Annotated in this window: 25 protein-coding genes; 8 read left to right on the top strand and 17 right to left on the bottom strand. The window is 32.7% G+C overall.

Translation table 11 applies throughout. The features are described from left to right. The first annotated feature begins 68 nt into the window (after positions 1-68). The 4 genes from SAGCYANO_RS20455 (at position 69) to rsmG (ending at position 5,798) form a co-directional block, all read left to right on the top strand. The gene (locus tag SAGCYANO_RS20455; protein WP_202221745.1) at positions 69-992 is read left to right on the top strand and encodes an AAA family ATPase; all 924 of its coding nucleotides are present in this window, start codon (positions 69-71) and stop codon (positions 990-992) included. Then, entirely contained in the window at positions 962-1,417 is a 456-nt protein-coding gene (locus SAGCYANO_RS20460) for a hypothetical protein (RefSeq protein ID WP_202221746.1), read from the top strand. The genes SAGCYANO_RS20455 and SAGCYANO_RS20460 overlap by 31 nt, the downstream gene beginning before the upstream one ends. Positions 1,418-1,680: 263 nt before the next feature. Beyond that, positions 1,681-4,272 (top strand): WD40 repeat domain-containing protein, encoded by a 2,592-nt coding sequence (locus SAGCYANO_RS50540; protein WP_202221747.1) that lies wholly within the window; start codon positions 1,681-1,683, stop codon positions 4,270-4,272. A 758-nt stretch (positions 4,273-5,030) separates the two neighbouring features. After that, on the top strand, positions 5,031-5,798 hold the full coding sequence (gene rsmG / locus SAGCYANO_RS20470) for a 16S rRNA (guanine(527)-N(7))-methyltransferase RsmG (protein ID WP_202221748.1): 768 nt from the start codon (positions 5,031-5,033) through the stop codon (positions 5,796-5,798). A gap of 8 nt (positions 5,799-5,806) precedes the next feature. Here rsmG and SAGCYANO_RS20475 read toward each other — a convergent pair whose 3' ends face one another. The 3 genes from SAGCYANO_RS20475 to SAGCYANO_RS20480 form a co-directional block, all read right to left on the bottom strand. Next, positions 5,807-6,625, bottom strand: a complete 819-nt coding sequence (locus SAGCYANO_RS20475; protein WP_202221749.1) for a hypothetical protein — start codon at positions 6,623-6,625, stop codon at positions 5,807-5,809. Between the two features lie 272 nt (positions 6,626-6,897). Continuing rightward, positions 6,898-7,020 carry a hypothetical protein gene (locus SAGCYANO_RS47835; RefSeq protein ID WP_255502626.1) on the bottom strand — a complete coding sequence of 41 codons (123 nt, stop codon included), beginning with the start codon at positions 7,018-7,020 and terminating at the stop codon, positions 6,898-6,900. A 566-nt stretch (positions 7,021-7,586) separates the two neighbouring features. Further along, a complete protein-coding gene (locus tag SAGCYANO_RS20480) occupies positions 7,587-8,021 on the bottom strand; it encodes an ArsC/Spx/MgsR family protein (RefSeq protein WP_202221750.1) in 435 nt (144 codons plus the stop codon). 610 nt (positions 8,022-8,631) lie between these two features. On the opposite strand from SAGCYANO_RS20480, the gene SAGCYANO_RS20485 reads away from it, so the two are divergent. The 4 genes from SAGCYANO_RS20485 to SAGCYANO_RS20500 all read left to right on the top strand — a co-directional run bounded on the left by SAGCYANO_RS20485 (position 8,632) and on the right by SAGCYANO_RS20500 (position 11,318). Continuing rightward, positions 8,632-9,405 (top strand): amino acid ABC transporter substrate-binding protein, encoded by a 774-nt coding sequence (locus SAGCYANO_RS20485; RefSeq protein WP_202221751.1) that lies wholly within the window; start codon positions 8,632-8,634, stop codon positions 9,403-9,405. 225 nt (positions 9,406-9,630) lie between these two features. After that, positions 9,631-10,299 carry a pentapeptide repeat-containing protein gene (locus SAGCYANO_RS20490; protein ID WP_202221752.1) on the top strand — a complete coding sequence of 223 codons (669 nt, stop codon included), beginning with the start codon at positions 9,631-9,633 and terminating at the stop codon, positions 10,297-10,299. 288 nt (positions 10,300-10,587) lie between these two features. Continuing rightward, on the top strand, positions 10,588-10,827 hold the full coding sequence (locus SAGCYANO_RS20495) for a hypothetical protein (RefSeq protein ID WP_202221753.1): 240 nt from the start codon (positions 10,588-10,590) through the stop codon (positions 10,825-10,827). Then, complete coding sequence (locus SAGCYANO_RS20500) at positions 10,821-11,318, top strand: DUF3368 domain-containing protein (RefSeq protein WP_202221754.1); 498 nt, start codon at positions 10,821-10,823, stop codon at positions 11,316-11,318. Before SAGCYANO_RS20495 ends, SAGCYANO_RS20500 begins: the two co-directional genes overlap by 7 nt. Before the next feature lie 325 nt (positions 11,319-11,643). Here SAGCYANO_RS20500 and SAGCYANO_RS20505 read toward each other — a convergent pair whose 3' ends face one another. From SAGCYANO_RS20505 to SAGCYANO_RS20565, 14 genes are all read right to left on the bottom strand, one after another. Further along, positions 11,644-12,480 carry a glycosyltransferase family 2 protein gene (locus SAGCYANO_RS20505; RefSeq protein WP_307785944.1) on the bottom strand — a complete coding sequence of 279 codons (837 nt, stop codon included), beginning with the start codon at positions 12,478-12,480 and terminating at the stop codon, positions 11,644-11,646. Beyond that, complete coding sequence (locus SAGCYANO_RS47840) at positions 12,477-12,605, bottom strand: hypothetical protein (RefSeq protein WP_255502627.1); 129 nt, start codon at positions 12,603-12,605, stop codon at positions 12,477-12,479. The genes SAGCYANO_RS20505 and SAGCYANO_RS47840 overlap by 4 nt, the downstream gene beginning before the upstream one ends. A gap of 778 nt (positions 12,606-13,383) precedes the next feature. Then, positions 13,384-13,524: a hypothetical protein gene (locus SAGCYANO_RS20510; protein ID WP_202221755.1), complete on the bottom strand. Its 141-nt coding sequence runs from the start codon at positions 13,522-13,524 to the stop codon at positions 13,384-13,386. Next, entirely contained in the window at positions 13,521-13,661 is a 141-nt protein-coding gene (locus tag SAGCYANO_RS20515; protein ID WP_202221756.1) for a hypothetical protein, read from the bottom strand. The genes SAGCYANO_RS20510 and SAGCYANO_RS20515 overlap by 4 nt, the downstream gene beginning before the upstream one ends. Beyond that, positions 13,658-13,798, bottom strand: a complete 141-nt coding sequence (locus SAGCYANO_RS20520) for a hypothetical protein (RefSeq protein WP_202221757.1) — start codon at positions 13,796-13,798, stop codon at positions 13,658-13,660. The genes SAGCYANO_RS20515 and SAGCYANO_RS20520 overlap by 4 nt, the downstream gene beginning before the upstream one ends. Before the next feature lie 64 nt (positions 13,799-13,862). After that, on the bottom strand, positions 13,863-14,003 hold the full coding sequence (locus SAGCYANO_RS20525) for a hypothetical protein (RefSeq protein ID WP_202221758.1): 141 nt from the start codon (positions 14,001-14,003) through the stop codon (positions 13,863-13,865). Then, positions 14,000-14,140, bottom strand: coding sequence for a hypothetical protein (locus tag SAGCYANO_RS20530; RefSeq protein WP_202221759.1), 141 nt, complete (start codon positions 14,138-14,140; stop codon positions 14,000-14,002). The genes SAGCYANO_RS20525 and SAGCYANO_RS20530 overlap by 4 nt, the downstream gene beginning before the upstream one ends. Before the next feature lie 64 nt (positions 14,141-14,204). Then, a complete protein-coding gene (locus SAGCYANO_RS20535; protein WP_202221760.1) occupies positions 14,205-14,345 on the bottom strand; it encodes a hypothetical protein in 141 nt (46 codons plus the stop codon). Further along, positions 14,342-14,482: a hypothetical protein gene (locus SAGCYANO_RS20540; protein ID WP_202221760.1), complete on the bottom strand. Its 141-nt coding sequence runs from the start codon at positions 14,480-14,482 to the stop codon at positions 14,342-14,344. The genes SAGCYANO_RS20535 and SAGCYANO_RS20540 overlap by 4 nt, the downstream gene beginning before the upstream one ends. Continuing rightward, the gene (locus SAGCYANO_RS20545) at positions 14,479-14,619 is read right to left on the bottom strand and encodes a hypothetical protein (protein WP_202221761.1); all 141 of its coding nucleotides are present in this window, start codon (positions 14,617-14,619) and stop codon (positions 14,479-14,481) included. Before SAGCYANO_RS20545 ends, SAGCYANO_RS20540 begins: the two co-directional genes overlap by 4 nt. A 64-nt stretch (positions 14,620-14,683) precedes the next feature. Beyond that, the gene (locus SAGCYANO_RS20550; protein ID WP_202221762.1) at positions 14,684-14,824 is read right to left on the bottom strand and encodes a hypothetical protein; all 141 of its coding nucleotides are present in this window, start codon (positions 14,822-14,824) and stop codon (positions 14,684-14,686) included. Next, positions 14,821-14,961, bottom strand: coding sequence for a hypothetical protein (locus SAGCYANO_RS20555; protein WP_202221763.1), 141 nt, complete (start codon positions 14,959-14,961; stop codon positions 14,821-14,823). The genes SAGCYANO_RS20550 and SAGCYANO_RS20555 overlap by 4 nt, the downstream gene beginning before the upstream one ends. A 133-nt stretch (positions 14,962-15,094) precedes the next feature. After that, on the bottom strand, positions 15,095-15,235 hold the full coding sequence (locus SAGCYANO_RS20560) for a hypothetical protein (RefSeq protein WP_202221762.1): 141 nt from the start codon (positions 15,233-15,235) through the stop codon (positions 15,095-15,097). 64 nt (positions 15,236-15,299) lie between these two features. After that, positions 15,300-15,440 carry a hypothetical protein gene (locus tag SAGCYANO_RS20565; RefSeq protein ID WP_202221764.1) on the bottom strand — a complete coding sequence of 47 codons (141 nt, stop codon included), beginning with the start codon at positions 15,438-15,440 and terminating at the stop codon, positions 15,300-15,302. Positions 15,441-15,582 lie beyond the last annotated feature (142 nt).

The following is a 15,582-nucleotide window of genomic DNA, read 5'->3' on the forward strand; positions in this document are numbered from 1 at the left end:
CAATTCAAAATAGTTTAAAAACTCAAAAAGTTAGAGACCCAAAAATTTATTTAGAGATTTTAACAGAATTGCGATCGCTTTATTATTACCAAGGAAAATATCTAGAAGCTTTTCGTCTCAAAAAAACACAGAAACAAATTGGTCATCAATATGGATTGATAGCTTTTATTGGTGCATCTCAATTACAACCACAAAAGCAAGTTTATCCCAAAGAATCACTAGATTATTATCAGAATTTACCAGAAGAATTAACTGCTTCTAGTAGGCAAAAAGATATTAATAATCTCCTAGAAAGAATTAGTCGAGATGACCACAAATTAACTATTATTCATGGTCGTTCTGGTGTTGGTAAAAGTTCTCTAGTTAAGGCTGGATTAGTACCAGCTTTAAATAATATTAGTATTTCAGCAAGAAATACGATACCAGTAGTAGTACAAGTATATAGTGACTGGCTGGAAACATTAGCAAATTGTTTACAAAAAGCTTTAGATAACAAAAGAAAGTTTCGACTGGATCAGAATCTCATAAAACCGGAAATAAATTATTCAGAAAATGCAGCATCAAATAACTCAAGAAAATCTGATTTAGTAACGGAAAAAATTACTCCATATTTGCGTTACATTACAGATAAATTTAAAGCGGTAGAATCATCGATTTTACAAACTTTAAAAAACAATGCAGAGAGGAATTTATTAACAGTAATAATATTCGATCAATTTGAAGAATTTTTTTTTATTAGCAATACCAGTGAAGAGAGAGAAGCATTCTATACATTTATGCGAGATTGTCTCAATCTGCCCTTTGTAAAAATAATTTTATCCATGAGAGAAGATTATTTACATTATTTATTAGAATGTGATTTTATTAATTATCTAGATGCCATTAACAATAATATTTTAGATAAACAAATTCGTTACCATTTAAGAGATTTTTCTAGAGAAGATGCTTACACTGTTATAGAATGTTTGACAAAAGAGCTAAATTTAATTTAGAACCTAAATTAATTGATGTAATTGTTGATGGTTTAGCAGATGAAGGAAATAAGATTCGTCCGATTGAATTGCAAGTAGTAGGAAGTCAACTACAAGAGGAAAAACCTCCCATTAAAACCTTAGACCGATTTCAGAAAAAGTTTGGTATTAATCCACAAGAAGCTAAGGAAAAATTGATTAAAAAGTTTTTGGAGCAAGTAATTGTAGATTGTGGTAAGAAAAATGAAGAAACTACCATGCAAATTTTGTTTGCACTGACTAATGATAATTTAACCAGAGCTAGTAGAACTCAAACAGAATTATTAGAAAGAATTGAACAATTTACCAAACAAAATTTGCTATCTACGTCTAATCATAAATTAGATAAAGCCGCTAAAAATCAACTTGATTTTACTGAGAAAAAGAACTTAATCTGCCAGAATTAATATTAGAAATTTTAATAGATTCAGGGTTATTATTTGTCAGAAAAGAATCCAATGAAAAACACTATCAGCTAGTTCATGATTATTTAGTAAAACCAATCCGTCAAAGATTTAATTTAGAAGAAAGATTACTCCAAGCTGAAGTAGAAGTTAAGCAAGCAGAAATCGCTAAAAAACAGGCGGAAAGTGAAAAAATCATTAGTCAAACTCAACTAAATATTGCCTTAAAACGACAACTAGCAGTAGCAATAGTTGGAATTATTTCCATGTCACTTTCAACCATCGCCACACTAGGTTTTTGGCAGAGAACAATATTTCAAAAACAGGTGGCAGATGCTCAAAGATACCGAGCAGATATTAATAGCATGACTGCTGCTTCTGAAGCATTATTTTTTTCAGATTATAAATTTGATGCTCTGATAGAAGGTCTTAGAGCAGGTGAAAAATGGACAAATATCAAACAATCATTAGGTGAAAATCATCTATCAAATGAAACCGAATATCGAATTGCAGCTTCCCTACAGCAAGCAGTTTATGGAGTCAAAGAATATAATCATTTAGAAGGACATGGTGACGTAGTTTGGAGTGTAACTTTTCAGCCTCAAGGTAATTTAATTGCTTCTGCTAGTGTAGATAAAACCATCAAATTATGGACCCACGATGGCAAATTAGAAAAGACATTAAAAGGTCATACAGATAGTGTCAGCAGAATTAGTTTTAGCTCAGATGGAAAATATCTAGCTTCTGCTTCCCATGACCGCACAGTTAAAATATGGAACCTCCAGCAAACAAAAATTAAGCCTTTGAACCTGAAAAGTCATAGGGATGAAGTAACAGCAGTTAGCTTCAGTCCAGATAGTAAAATATTAGCATCGGGTTCCCAAGACAAAACCATCAAAATTTGGAACAAAACAGGAACACTACTCAGAACAATTAAAACCAAAGCTGTTGTCAATTCAGTTAGTTTTAGCCCAGATGGACAAGTCATTGCGGCTGCTAATGCAAATGGCACTGTCAAACTATGGAACCTCAAGGGTAGACTATTGGCAACTTTAAAACATAGAAATGACAATAATAATTATGCAGTCTACAGTGTCAATTTTTCTCCTGATGGTCGCAGCATAGCTACAGGAGGAGGAGACCGAACAGTTAAAATTTGGCGCTTTTCTAGAAACAGAGTTACTCTGGAAACTAAACTTGTCGGGCACAAGCAAGAAGTTCTCAGCGCTAACTTTTCCCCTGATGGTCAAATAATAGCTTCCTCTAGTGCGGATAATACTATCAAAATTTGGAACCGAGATGGAAGTATGTTGAAGACTTTTGCTGGTCATGGAGACAAAGTTACTCAGGTTAGTTTTAGCCCCAATGGTCAGACCTTGGCTTCAGCAAGTTATGACAAAACTATTAAATTGTGGAGTCTCAAAAACAGTTCTCTCAATATTCTACGAGGACATCAACACAGAGTTCTGGGTGTGACTTTCAATGAAGATGGTAATATGTTAGCTTCTGCATCTCAAGATAACACGATTAAACTATGGAGTCCTACAGGTAAGTTACTCAAGACTCTTCAGGGACATACAGATAGAGTCGCAAGTGTAAATTTTAGTCCTGATGGTGAAATTCTTGCTTCTGGTAGTTATGACAATACAGTAAGGTTGTGGTATCTTAACTATCCAGAGAAAATCTGGAATTCAGGATTACTTGATTATTCCAGGTATTGGCAACCACGAGGAGGAGTTGGGGAGTGGGGGAGTGGGGGAGCGACTCACACGGATTATGGCACGGATATACGGATAGGTAAGAGAGTAGGGGACTGGGGGAGTAGGGGAGTAGGGGAGATTGGATGTTTCGTGAAAATAGGTAATTTTTGTCTAGTTCCCTTCAGCAAAATTATTACTTTATTTCCCCATAAAATTACCCTTTTACCACAGTTCAATTTTTCTACAAATCAATATTTTGAAGAAGGAAACTATAGCAATTTGACTAATATCCCCCCAGTAGGGACGTTGCATGCAACGTCCCTACAAGTAGAATTTTTAACTAGGCTACAATGTTGTTCAAAGGATATTAGAAATATTTGTCTTGATTGGAATTGGAATATAAATTATCATTCTGCTTATCCTATCTCTAAGAATATTAATCTTATCGGGCATAGTGATAGTGTAATGAGTGTCAGCTTTAGTCCAAACAATCAAATTATTGCTTCTGCTAGTAAAGATAAAACAGTCAAGTTGTGGAACCGCAAAGGTAAATTACTCAAAACTTTAGTTGGTCATAAAAAATGGGTCAATAGTGTTAGTTTCAGTCCTGATGGCAAAATGCTTGCTTCTGCCAGTGATGATGGTACTGTGAAACTGTGGAGTATGGATGGTGAGTTGCTCAGAACTATTCCTGCTCATGATAATTGGGTGTTGGGGGTAAGTTTTAGTCCTGATGGTCAGGCGATCGCTACGGCTAGTTATGATAATATGGTCAAACTCTGGAGTGTAGATGGTGAGTTATTGAAAACTTTTTTAAAAGGTTCTAGTGATAGTGTAACCAGTGTTAGTTTTAGTCCTGATGGTCAGGTAATTGCTTCATCTAGTTATGATGGTAAAGTGAAATTATGGGGTCTTAATGATGGGAATTTATTGAAAACTTTGAGCGGTCATGGAGATAGTGTGATGAGCGTTAGTTTTAGTCCTGATGGTAAATTGTTGGCTTCAGGTAGTAGAGATAACACTATTATTTTGTGGAATTTGGCATTGGATAATTTGTTAGAGAAAGGTTGTAGTTGGGTGAGTGATTATTTACATACTAATCCTAATGTTTCTGATAGCGATCGTCAGCTATGTCAAGTCTTTAAAAGTCAAAATTAAAAAGCCTTTTCAAGTCAAAATTCAAAAGTCAAAAGTCAAAAGTAAGAATTAAAAATTAAGAATTTAGAATTAAAAATTAAGAATTTAGAATTACCTGTTTTATAAATGTTTGCTACGAATATGCCAAGTCAAAAGTCAAAAGTAAGAAGTAAGAATTAAAAATTAAGAATTTAGAATTACCTGTTTTATAAATGTTTGCTATGAATATGCTAAGTCAAAAGTCAAAAGTAAGAAAAAATTATCGTGGTCAATCTAAATCAAAGATTCAGTAAGTATTCATGCTTAATACTTAACTGAGAATTTGACTCCTGATCGAGATAAATGAAGATAATTTATATAGTATAAATACCTAAGTAACCTAAAGGATTTTATACTAATTTTCATGTTATATCATGTTCGGTTGAATACTTATAAATAACTGTTGTGAGTCCTCAGGAGTCAGTCCTCAGGAGTCAGGAGGGAAGAAAGGAGAAAAAGAGGAAATATTGGAGAAAAGTAAAGATAGTTTCAGTATTTCTTTGGTACAGTCGGTATTGTCAGTCCTTAAATTTTATTTATAACTGATTATCCGAACATGATATTACAAATTGAAGTGCGGAATGTGGGATAAAATATTACTTTTAACTTTTAACTTTTGACTTTTGACTTCCGTAAATTACTGTAGTGTCAAAGTTTTGAGTCCATAAAATATTACTTTTAACTTTTAACTTTTGACTTTTGACTTTTGACTTTATTCCCTGTTCCCTATAAAAAGCGAAATGAATGATAATGATAACCAGATATTGCCTGAAATGAATTCTCTTTGGCAGGAAACATTAAATTGGCAACCAACAGCAGAACAACAACAACAATTTCAGCAACTTTATCGGTTGATTCTTATTGGCAATAAAAAGTTAAATTTAACTAGAATTACTACCCCAGAAGATTTTTGGGAAAAGCATTTTTGGGATTCCCTTAGAGGCATTAAATTTATCTTAGAAAATCAGATAAACTCACAAGAAGAAAAAAAGGTTATTGATATTGGAACTGGTGCAGGTTTTCCAGGATTACCAGTTGCTATTACTTTACCTCAATATACTGTTACTTTACTAGATTCAACACGCAAAAAAATTAATTTTATTGAAACTATTTTGGCAGATTTAGCTATTAAAAATTGTTTTACTTTAACTAACAGAATTGAACAAATTGGTCGGATATTTAAACACAGAGAAATTTATGATTTTGCTCTTTTAAGAGCCGTTGCCCCTACAATAGTTTGTGCTGAATATGCTTTGCCAATGTTAAAAATAGGTGGCATGGGAATTTTATATCGGGGAAATTTTACAACCGAGGAACAGGTTAATTTACAAAAAGTTGTCAAAATTTTAGGAGGGAAAATCCATACTATTGAGGAATTTAAAACTCCCTTAAGTCAAAGTATTCGTCACTGTATATATTTGCAAAAAGTAAATAAAACTCCGATAAATTATCCACGTCCAGTTGGCGTACCTACTCAAAAACCTTTGAATTGTTTAAATAAATTTTGAAAAAAGCTCTAATATTTTCGTTTTTTCCCTAAAAACAAGCCAAAACCCAAGATTCCAATTGCCATAATAGTACTTGGTTCATCAACAGTAACTGCGCTAATACTAAGATTATTAATTCCCAAAGCACGTTCTGGTACAGAACTACTAAAAACCAGTTTTGAAATCTCTGGAATATCGCTTTTTACTCCTAAAAATACTGCTGAATTATCTAGTGCTAAGGAAGAAGTTCCATTAGCTGAAAAAGTTCCTAAAAGATTATTTTCTTTGTCAAAAGCTGAGATAAACGCTTCAAACTCAAAAGTATCATCAACAGCTATTTGAGTACCAGCTCCTTTGACAGGAGTATCAAAATTAATAGTTATAGGTCCGGCATTTCCTACTGCTGGAAATGTTGTAGGATTAAAGCCAGTAAATAAGATAAAATCACCATCGGCAAAATTAGTGGGAATACCAAATGGTGGGAATGATGTTTGAAAGACAAAAGGAGGAGTTATTTGCAGGGAAGATGGGAAAGGAATTTCTACATTTATTCCTGTACCACCTGTAGATATTGCAGAAAATTTATTTGGTAAAAACGCATTGGGGTCTTCTGGTGAAAAAGGGTTGAAAATTTGACCTAAGCTTGACCAATTAAGTTGGTCATTTTCTTCCAACATTGGACGTTCAGTAATGAAGGTTATTGCTTTGACAGGTAATGTTAAAGAAGAAAGAATTAAGAAGCAATAAGTCAGAAGGAAAAAGGGAAACTTGATGAACATAATTGGTGGATTTATTGAGGATTTTTGGAAAAAATTATACAACTTTAAGACTTTATTTTCTTTTTTCATTGTTCATACTTAATTCGATCGGATATATTATATCAAGTCTGATTAATTAGTCATAATAAAAATGTTTTTCTCTAGACTTCTTGCAGAATTCAGGGAATAGGGAATAGGGAATGGGGAATAGAGAGATGAAATTGTTTATTTCATAGTCTTGAATTGATTTAATTAACACTTTTGCAAAAGGTCTTCTCTAAGCGAGAATATTTTTTAGGTCTGAATGCTGCGCAAGCCAATTTTCCCTTGTTCCCTACTATCTCTACCATTACTATGCACCACTACCCTTCTTCCTTCTTCCTTCTTTCTTCTTCCTTCTTTCTTCTTTCTTCTTTCTTCTTTCTTCTGCCATAACTGCTATGAAAAATATCTCCCGCCAGAAAATTTTCTAACGAGAGATTCAACAAATTTATTGATAAAAATAAACTTCCGGATAGTTCATAAAAATATAGTCAAATATGACATATCCTTATTTTGCAGGAGTTACCCTGACTGGGTGAACTACAACACCACGCCAGTTGCTTTAAGTCGGGGGACCCGCCCAACGCACTGGCTCCTCTATCCCATAGTCAAAGACATAAGAGAGCTGCTTTTCTCATTATGTTTAGAGAACTGTTCACATAACTCATTGATTAACCCAGTAACTCTGGGCCAATTTGATTATACCATTAATACAGATAGTCAAGAGTGATTAAATGTTGTCAAATATTTAGTAGCTATGCTTGTACAAATCAACGAAGATATTTGACATCACTTGACTATATATGACTATATTTATGTATAACTTTTATTATACCAATTCACTTTAAAGATGTCACAAATAGTTTCAAACCCTATATCTGAAATAATTTCCTGAAATTACTGTGGCATCAAAGTTTCAAGTCTATAAAATCTTACTTTTGTACGAGCGAATGCCATTCAAGGGCGAATGCCATTCGCTCCTACGACTTTCGTGAAAAGGTATGAAATTCTAGTGATGATGACTATTTGGACAAGTTTGTAAGTCTTGACCCATCAATTCCTCACTCTTTTCCCTCTGGGTTTCATCTACAGCTTGTAAACCAACCCAGTTATTCACAACTTCTACATCAAATCCCACTTCTCTACGATCGCCCACTTGCATTAGAGGACGACGGATAAGTAATGGGTCACTCAGCATCATTGTTAGAGCAGTTTCAGCATCTATTTGTTCGGGAACTACTGCTCCAGATTTAACTTTTGGAGCAGCTTTATTAAACCACTCTACTACTGGGCGATCGCCAAAAAATAAACGCAAATTATCTTTTGTCCAAGCTTCTTTCAACAGGTTGTGAGTTTCTAATTGATGACCTGCTGCTTCTAGCAAAGTCTTTTGCTTGGTATTGTTTTTACAACCTGGTTTTTCATAAAAAATCACCTTTGCCATTGTATTATCTCCTCAGCAGTTTCTTGGTGATTTTTTCATATTAATCCCTACTTAAATAGCAAATTGTTACCAATCATCAAGAAATTTGATTGTCAAGTATGGTATAATTCAATATCTGATTTTTATCTCAGATAAAATACTTATCAAAAAGCCAACTTTTCTATATAAATACTTAATAAATACTTAAATTATCAGTTCACTAATTTTGATGTTCCAGTTATTTTCTTCCTCCTTCCTTCTTCCTTCTTAATCAACTCACTGAAATAATTAATCCATTAATTTTGATGTTCCAGTTATTTTCTTCCTCCTTCCTTCTTCCTTCTTAATCAACTCACTGAAATAATTAATCCATTAATTTTAATGTTCCAGTTACCTTCTTCCTTCTTCCTCCTTCCTTCTTCCTTCTTAATCAACTCACTGAAATAATTAATCCATTAATTTTAATGTTCCAGTTACCTTCTTCCTTCTTCCTCCTTCCTTCTTCCTTCTTAATCAACTCAATGAAATTATTAATCTATTAATTTTAATGTTCCAGTTATTTTTTTCCTTCTTCCTCCTTCCTTCTTCCTTCTTAATCACCATATTTTTCATCAGTTTTCCTCTAACAACTTTGGCAGAAACTGTAGAAAAAACTGTATTAGAAAAAATTCAACAAACTAGGGTACTAAAAGCAGGATTTAGAAGTGATGCAGCTCCTTTTAGCTATATCAGCAGCGAAACCAATCAATTAGAAGGTTATTCTGTTGAATTGGTTAAATTAATTCATCAACGTCTAGAACAAGAACTTGGTAGTTCGATTAAATTGGAGTGGCAAGAAGTATCTCTAGAAAACCGTTTTCAACTAATCCAAGATGGAAAACTAGATATTGTCTGTGCTGCTACAACTATTAATAATACTAGAGAAGAAATAGTAGATTTTTCCATTCCTTTTTTTACTACAGGTATTCAATTGTTAGTAAGAAAAACAGATGTAGAAAGATTTGACCCCATGAGAGGTACTACTGGAAAAGTATCCATAGGATTTTTAGCAAACTCAACTACTGATGAAGAATTTCGCCCTATTTATCCCAATGCAAATTGGCAGTCAGTTTCCAACAGAGCTGAAGGTATTAGTCAATTAGATCATAGTAAAATTGATGCTGTTGCTAGTGATGGAATTTTATTACTAGGAGAAATTCGGCAACAAAATAAAACTATTAGTGAGTTTGAATTAATACCTGAAATTCCTTTTACTTTTGAAAATTATGGTTGTATTTTACCATTACAAAATCCAGATTGGGATAAATTTGTTGATACTACTATTGCTAGTGATGAAAATACCCAACTTTTACATCAGTGGTTTGACCCTGAAAAAGGTAAATTTCCTTATGAAAGTTTCAGATAATCTATGAATGAAGTTTAGTATATAGCAGTCGAAGGAAAAGGCGCGGACATATCAAAATCTTAAAACTCAGAAAACGCAAAATTTTTCCTTCCTCCTTCTTATTTCTATCCTAGATAACTAAACACCTTTTTACTTCTTCCTTTTTCCTTCTTCCTTCTGCCATAACATCCTGTTTATCTATTCTGATGGGAGTATATTTTAAAGAAAAGTTTTGATGAACATATTATGAAAATAGAGGAATTATTAAGACAGTACGCAAGAGGAGAAAGAAATTTCAGTGGTGTTTATCTACATGAAGTACACTTGCTAGAAGCTGAATTAGAAGGGGCTAATCTTTTTGAAGCAGACTTAATAGGTGCCAACCTGAGTCGGGCTAATCTCAGTCGAGTAAATTTGGCCAAAGCTAATCTTAGTCGAGCTAATCTAATTGGAGCAGACCTAAGTGGGGCCAATTTATCTGGAGCTATTCTGACAGGGGCTAAACTCAACAAAGCTGACTTAACAGGAGCAAAACTTACTAGAGCAGACTTAAGTCGTTCTAATTTTAGTCAAGTTAATATGATTAATGCTGACCTCTCAAGAGCTATCCTCTGTGAAACAGACTTGCACGGGGCAAACCTATATGGCGTGAATTTCCGACGCGCTATTCTGAATGAAGCAGACTTAATTGGGGCTAACTTGACCAGAGCAGATATGGCAGGAGCTGATTTAATTGGAGCAAGTTTAATGAGAGCTGATTTAACAGAAGCTATTTTGAGTGCTGCGGACTTAAATGAAGCAAGTCTTTTGGGTGCTAATATTTCTAGCTTGAATATAGATGGAGCAGCTCTCCAAGGAGCCATAATGCCAGATGGCGCAAGTTATGAAGAGTTTCAAAGAAGTATGCAAAATTAGTACTTAAAGCCTGACACCGATGCTAAATTGCATGGCCCAGGCTTTCTGATGTTTTGCTCGCGAGAATGTGAGCTACTAAATCAAAATATTTAATTTTAATTATTAGGAACTATTTCTACATCTGAAATATCATAAATATGATTTTTATATTTGATTATCAATATTAATTACCTGCTTGATTTTTTTCTTTTTGCTTTTCTTTTTCCCACTTCTATTTATATACAAATTTGAAGTTTCTAATGAACCTAATTCTGAGATTAAATAAATTGATTAATAGGCAGGATAAAAATGACAAGCACTGTTGATTTCAAAGATATTGCAGCATCTTTGCCAGTATTTTTAGAAACGGAACAAAAAGAAAAAATTCTGTTTGTAATAGGTGCTTTGATGACGCGATTAATTAGTTTGAAGAAAGGTGCTGAAATTATGGGTATTGATTCTGAGGAATTATTGCATACTTTAGATTTATTAGGAATTGAATTTTCTTATCTATCCTTAGAGGATGTAGAACAGGAACGGAAGTGGTAAAAGATTTGAAAATTTTTATTGATTCATCTCCGATTATTTTTTTAGTCAGGTTGCAAGCTTTGGAGTTATTTCTTAATGCTAATGATGATTTTTATTTAACTCCATCGGTTATTACTGAAATTCAGTCTAAGAATGATGAAATTACTCAGCAGAGTGAGCTGTTATTAGGAAAAGAAAAAGTTATGGTACAGGCAACTAATTTAATATCCCTGTTTAATAGGCTTAATGTTAGTTTGGGAAGAGGCGAGTCAGAGACTATTGCTTTAGCTACAGAATTGCAAGCTGATTTTATTATTTTAGATGATTTAGCTGCTAGAAAGATGGCTATTAAGTTAGGGCTAAATGTTAGAGGTACTTTAGCAATTTTAAAAAAGTTAGCTCAGTCAGGAAAAATAGAAATAAATGATAAAAACGAATTTTATCAAAATCTCATCAACATCAAGTTTAGAATTTCTCGTTCTATTTTTGATTGTGTATTTTACGACTTCTAATTAAACTTTGGATAGGCAATATTTTAATTATTATCGAACTCTATTGATTCTACTTAGGGTTTGCTGAAAAAGTCTTTTGATAAGGGGAGTAGTCAGGAGTCAGGAGTCAGGAGTCAGGAGAAATGGGAAGTAGTTCTTCTAAAATAAGCTCATCTATTTCTGACTCTATATCTATAGAGGCAAGTTACTAAAGTCTCATGTTTTAAGACAGAATAAACAATTGCTATTCCTAAAAGTAGAGGATTTCCGGCTGTTTTTTTCCAACTGATAATTGATAACTGATAACTGATAACTGATAACTGATAACTGAAATTACCTAGTTCTCCTAAACATTTTCTTCACTCTCTTCTATAACTTCACAAATCTGCTTATCCACATAATCATCATCTATATTTTTAGTTATTAATTCTGCCAAAATTCCTAAAGATATTAATTGTACGGACAGAATAATACACAAAATTCCAAATAAAAATAAAGGGCGAGTACCTATAGGTCGAATTTCCATAAACCAAAGTATAGTCAAATAACCTAAAGATGTCATTCCCAAAGCACCGAATAATAATCCTAAACTTCCAAATAAATGACCTGGTTTATGTAAATAATGAGTAGTTGCTAAAACAGTTAATAAATCGAGAAAACCACGGGTATAACGCTCTAAACCATATTTAGATTTTCCCTGTTTCCGCCGATGATGTCGCACCGCTACTTCAGAAATTTTAAATCCCAAACTATGGGCTAATACTGGAATATATCTATGTAATTCTCCATAGACTTTGATACAGTCTAATACTTCTTTTTTATAAGCTTTTAAGCCACAGTTAAAATCATGTAATTTTACTCCAGTTAAAATTGATGTTACTCCATTAAATAATTTCGATGGTAATGTTTTGGAAAAAGGGTCGTTACGATGTTTTCGCCATCCAGAAACTAAATCATATCCTGACTCTAACTTTTCCAAAAATTTAGGTACTTCTGCGGGGTCATCTTGTAAATCTGCATCTAGAGTAAAGATAATATTTCCTGTAGCTTTTTTAAATCCAGCAGATAAGGCGGAAGATTTACCAAAGTTTCTTCTTAATCTAATTCCTTTGATTTTCTGGGGATGTTCTTTGATTAATTTATTAATTTCTATCCAAGACGAGTCGTTACTACCATCATCTATAAAAGAATTTCATAACTATTAATTTCAGCTAAATTCATTACATCCAAAATTCGCTCAAACAAGGGTTTGATTGTGGCTTCTTCGTTATAAACTGGAATGACAAAACTGAGGTATTTACTATTCAAGGTTCAATTCTGATTATCAAAATTATGTTGATTTGGTAAAGCTAGGCAATTTTATAATTTAACATAAACTTTTCAAACATCATCTTTGAGCGTTGAATATTTTCTTGATTTTTGATTGTGACTATCTTGAGTTTGTTTGACATTCTGAGCTTTATTTAAAGTTATCTAGTTAGTTTTGGCTTGAATAGATATTTTGATTAATTGATTAATTTATATTCAACAGCGATCGCTACTAGGGCTATGGACAAAAATTATTTCATAACTATTAGTTTCAGCTCAATTCATAACATCTAAAATTCTCTCAAACAAGGGTTTGATTGTGGCTTCTTCGTTATAAACTGGAATGACAAAACTGAGGTATTTACTATTCAAGGTTCAACTCTGATTATCAAAACTATGTTGATTTGGTAAAGCTAGCAAATCTAGGCAATTTTACAATGTAACATAAACTTTTCAAACATTATCTTTGAGCGTTGAATATTTTCTTGATTTTTGATTGTGACTATCTTGAGTTTGTTTGAGATTCTGAGCTTTATTTAAAGTTATCTAGTTAGTTTTGGCTTGAATAGATATTTTGATTAATTGATTAATTTATATTCAACAGCGATCGCTACTAGGGCTATGGACAAAAATTATTTCATAACTATTAGTTTCAGCTCAATTCATGACATCTAAAATTCTCTCAAACAAGGGTTTGATTGTGACTTCTTCGTTATAAACTGGAATGACAAAACTGAGGTATTTACTATTCAAGGTTCAATTCTGATTATCAAAACTATTAAGGTAGACTACAAAACTTCTGCCTTCTGCCTTCTTTCTTTAACCCAAAATTGCTGTATTCTATATCGGCACGAGGAAAACCTGACATTCTAAAACTTTTGACAATTCTTTCTTGATTGAGAATAGTAAGACATTTCATTTAATTCCCAGAATCACAAAATTGAAGTATTTAAGATTCTCAGCTCCGAATAATTCTGCGACATAGGCAGGAGTAAAATCTGACATTCTAAAACTTTTGACAATTCTTTCTTGATTGAGAATAATAAGACATTTCATTTAATTCTCAGAATCACAAAATTGAGGTATTTAAGATTCTCAGCTCCGAATAATTCTGCGACATAGGCAGGAGTAAAATCTGACATTCTAAAACTTTTGACAATTCTTTCTTGATTGAGAATAATAAGACATTTCATTTAATTCCCAGAATCACAAAATTGAAGTATTTAAGATTCTCAGCATTGAGAATAATAAGACATTTCATTTAATTCTCAGAATCACAAAATTGAAGTATTTAAGATTCTCAGCTCCGAATAATTCTGCGACATAGGCAGGAGTAAAATCTGACATTCCAAAACCTTTGAAAATTCTTTCTTGATTGAGAATAATAAGACATTTCATTTAATTCTCAGAATCACAAAATTGAGGTATTTAAGATTCTCAGCTCCGAATAATTCTGCGACATAGGCAGGAGTAAAATCTGACATTCTAAAACCTTTGAAAATTCTTTCTTGATTGAGAATAATAAGACATTTCATTTAATTCTCAGAATCACAAAATTGAAGTATTTAAGATTCTCAGCATTGAGAATAATAAGACATTTCATTTAATTCCCAGAATCATAAAATTGAGGTATTTAAGATTCTCAGCTCCGAATAATTCTGCGACATAGGCAGGAGTAAAATCTGACATTTCAACACCTTTGAAAATTCTTTCTTGATTGAGAATAGTAAGACATTTCATTTAATTCCCAGAATCATAAAATTGAGGTATTTAAGATTCTCAGCTCCGAATAATTCTGCGACATAGGCAGGAGTAAAATCTGACATTTCAACACCTTTGAAAATTCTTTCTTGATTGAGAATAGTAAGACATTTCATTTAATTCCCAGAATCACAAAATTGAGGTATTTAAGATTCTCAGCTCCGAATAATTCTGCGACATAGGCAGGAGTAAAATCTGACATTTCAACACCTTTGAAAATTCTTTCTTGATTGAGAATAGTAAGACATTTCATTTAATTCCCAGAATCATAAAATTGAGGTATTTAAGATTCTCAGCATTGAGAATAGTAAGACATTTCATTTAATTCCCAGAATCACAAAATTGAGGTATTTAAGATTCTCAGCTCCGAATAATTCTGCGACATAGGCAGGAGTAAAATCTGACATTCTAAAACTTTTGACAATTCTTTCTTGATTGAGAATAGTAAGACATTTCATTTAATTCCCAGAATCATAAAATTGAGGTATTTAAGATTCTCAGCTCCGAATAATTCTGCGACATAGGCAGGAGTAAAATCTGACATTCTAAAACTTTTGACAATTCTTTCTTGATTGAGAATAGTAAGACATTTCATTTAATTTCCAGAATCATAAAATTGAGGTATTTAAGATTCTCAGCTCCGAATAATTCTGCGACATAGGCAGGAGTAAAATCTGACATTCTAAAACTTTTGAAAATTCTTTCTTGATTGAGAATAATAAGACATTTCATTTAATTCCCAGAATCACAAAATTGAGGTATTTAAGATTCTCAGCTCCGAATAATTCTGCGACATAGGCAGGAGTAAAATCTGACATTCTAAAACTTTTGACAATTCTTTCTTGATTGAGAATAGTAAGACATTTCATTTAATTCCCAGAATCATAAAATTGAGGTATTTAAGATTCTCAGCATTGAGAATAGTAAGACATTTCATTTAATTCCCAGAATCACAAAATTGAGGTATTTAAGATTCTCAGCTCCGAATAATTCTGCGACATAGGCAGGAGTAAAACCTGATATTCTAAAACTTTTGACAATTCTTTCTTGATTGAGAATAGTAAGAAATTTCATTTAATTCCATCACAAAACTTAGGTATTTACCGAATAATTAATAATTAATCATTATTAATTAAATAATTCAGGTTAAAAGCCTCCCCTTAGCTGCGCCGCGAGCTGTCGCTCTACAAGGGGAAAATAAAGAAATAATATTTCC

The sequence above is a fragment of the Okeania sp. KiyG1 genome, from assembly GCF_014132355.1.
Lineage (GTDB): Bacteria > Cyanobacteriota > Cyanobacteriia > Cyanobacteriales > Microcoleaceae > Okeania.

Coding starts and splice junctions, on each gene's coding strand:
- SAGCYANO_RS20460 (WP_202221746.1), top strand. CDS start 962: ATGTTTGACAAAAGAGCTAAATTTAATTTAGAACCTAAATTAATTGAT.
- SAGCYANO_RS50540 (WP_202221747.1), top strand. CDS start 1,681: ATGTCACTTTCAACCATCGCCACACTAGGTTTTTGGCAGAGAACAATA.
- rsmG (WP_202221748.1), top strand. CDS start 5,031: ATGAATGATAATGATAACCAGATATTGCCTGAAATGAATTCTCTTTGG.
- SAGCYANO_RS20475 (WP_202221749.1), bottom strand. CDS start 6,625: ATGAAAAAAGAAAATAAAGTCTTAAAGTTGTATAATTTTTTCCAAAAA.
- SAGCYANO_RS20480 (WP_202221750.1), bottom strand. CDS start 8,021: ATGGCAAAGGTGATTTTTTATGAAAAACCAGGTTGTAAAAACAATACC.
- SAGCYANO_RS20490 (WP_202221752.1), top strand. CDS start 9,631: ATGAAAATAGAGGAATTATTAAGACAGTACGCAAGAGGAGAAAGAAAT.
- SAGCYANO_RS20495 (WP_202221753.1), top strand. CDS start 10,588: ATGACAAGCACTGTTGATTTCAAAGATATTGCAGCATCTTTGCCAGTA.
- SAGCYANO_RS20510 (WP_202221755.1), bottom strand. CDS start 13,524: ATGAAATGTCTTACTATTCTCAATCAAGAAAGAATTGTCAAAAGTTTT.
- SAGCYANO_RS20515 (WP_202221756.1), bottom strand. CDS start 13,661: ATGAAATGTCTTATTATTCTCAATCAAGAAAGAATTGTCAAAAGTTTT.
- SAGCYANO_RS20520 (WP_202221757.1), bottom strand. CDS start 13,798: ATGAAATGTCTTATTATTCTCAATCAAGAAAGAATTGTCAAAAGTTTT.
- SAGCYANO_RS20525 (WP_202221758.1), bottom strand. CDS start 14,003: ATGAAATGTCTTATTATTCTCAATCAAGAAAGAATTTTCAAAGGTTTT.
- SAGCYANO_RS20530 (WP_202221759.1), bottom strand. CDS start 14,140: ATGAAATGTCTTATTATTCTCAATCAAGAAAGAATTTTCAAAGGTTTT.
- SAGCYANO_RS20535 (WP_202221760.1), bottom strand. CDS start 14,345: ATGAAATGTCTTACTATTCTCAATCAAGAAAGAATTTTCAAAGGTGTT.
- SAGCYANO_RS20540 (WP_202221760.1), bottom strand. CDS start 14,482: ATGAAATGTCTTACTATTCTCAATCAAGAAAGAATTTTCAAAGGTGTT.
- SAGCYANO_RS20545 (WP_202221761.1), bottom strand. CDS start 14,619: ATGAAATGTCTTACTATTCTCAATCAAGAAAGAATTTTCAAAGGTGTT.
- SAGCYANO_RS20550 (WP_202221762.1), bottom strand. CDS start 14,824: ATGAAATGTCTTACTATTCTCAATCAAGAAAGAATTGTCAAAAGTTTT.
- SAGCYANO_RS20555 (WP_202221763.1), bottom strand. CDS start 14,961: ATGAAATGTCTTACTATTCTCAATCAAGAAAGAATTGTCAAAAGTTTT.
- SAGCYANO_RS20560 (WP_202221762.1), bottom strand. CDS start 15,235: ATGAAATGTCTTACTATTCTCAATCAAGAAAGAATTGTCAAAAGTTTT.
- SAGCYANO_RS20565 (WP_202221764.1), bottom strand. CDS start 15,440: ATGAAATTTCTTACTATTCTCAATCAAGAAAGAATTGTCAAAAGTTTT.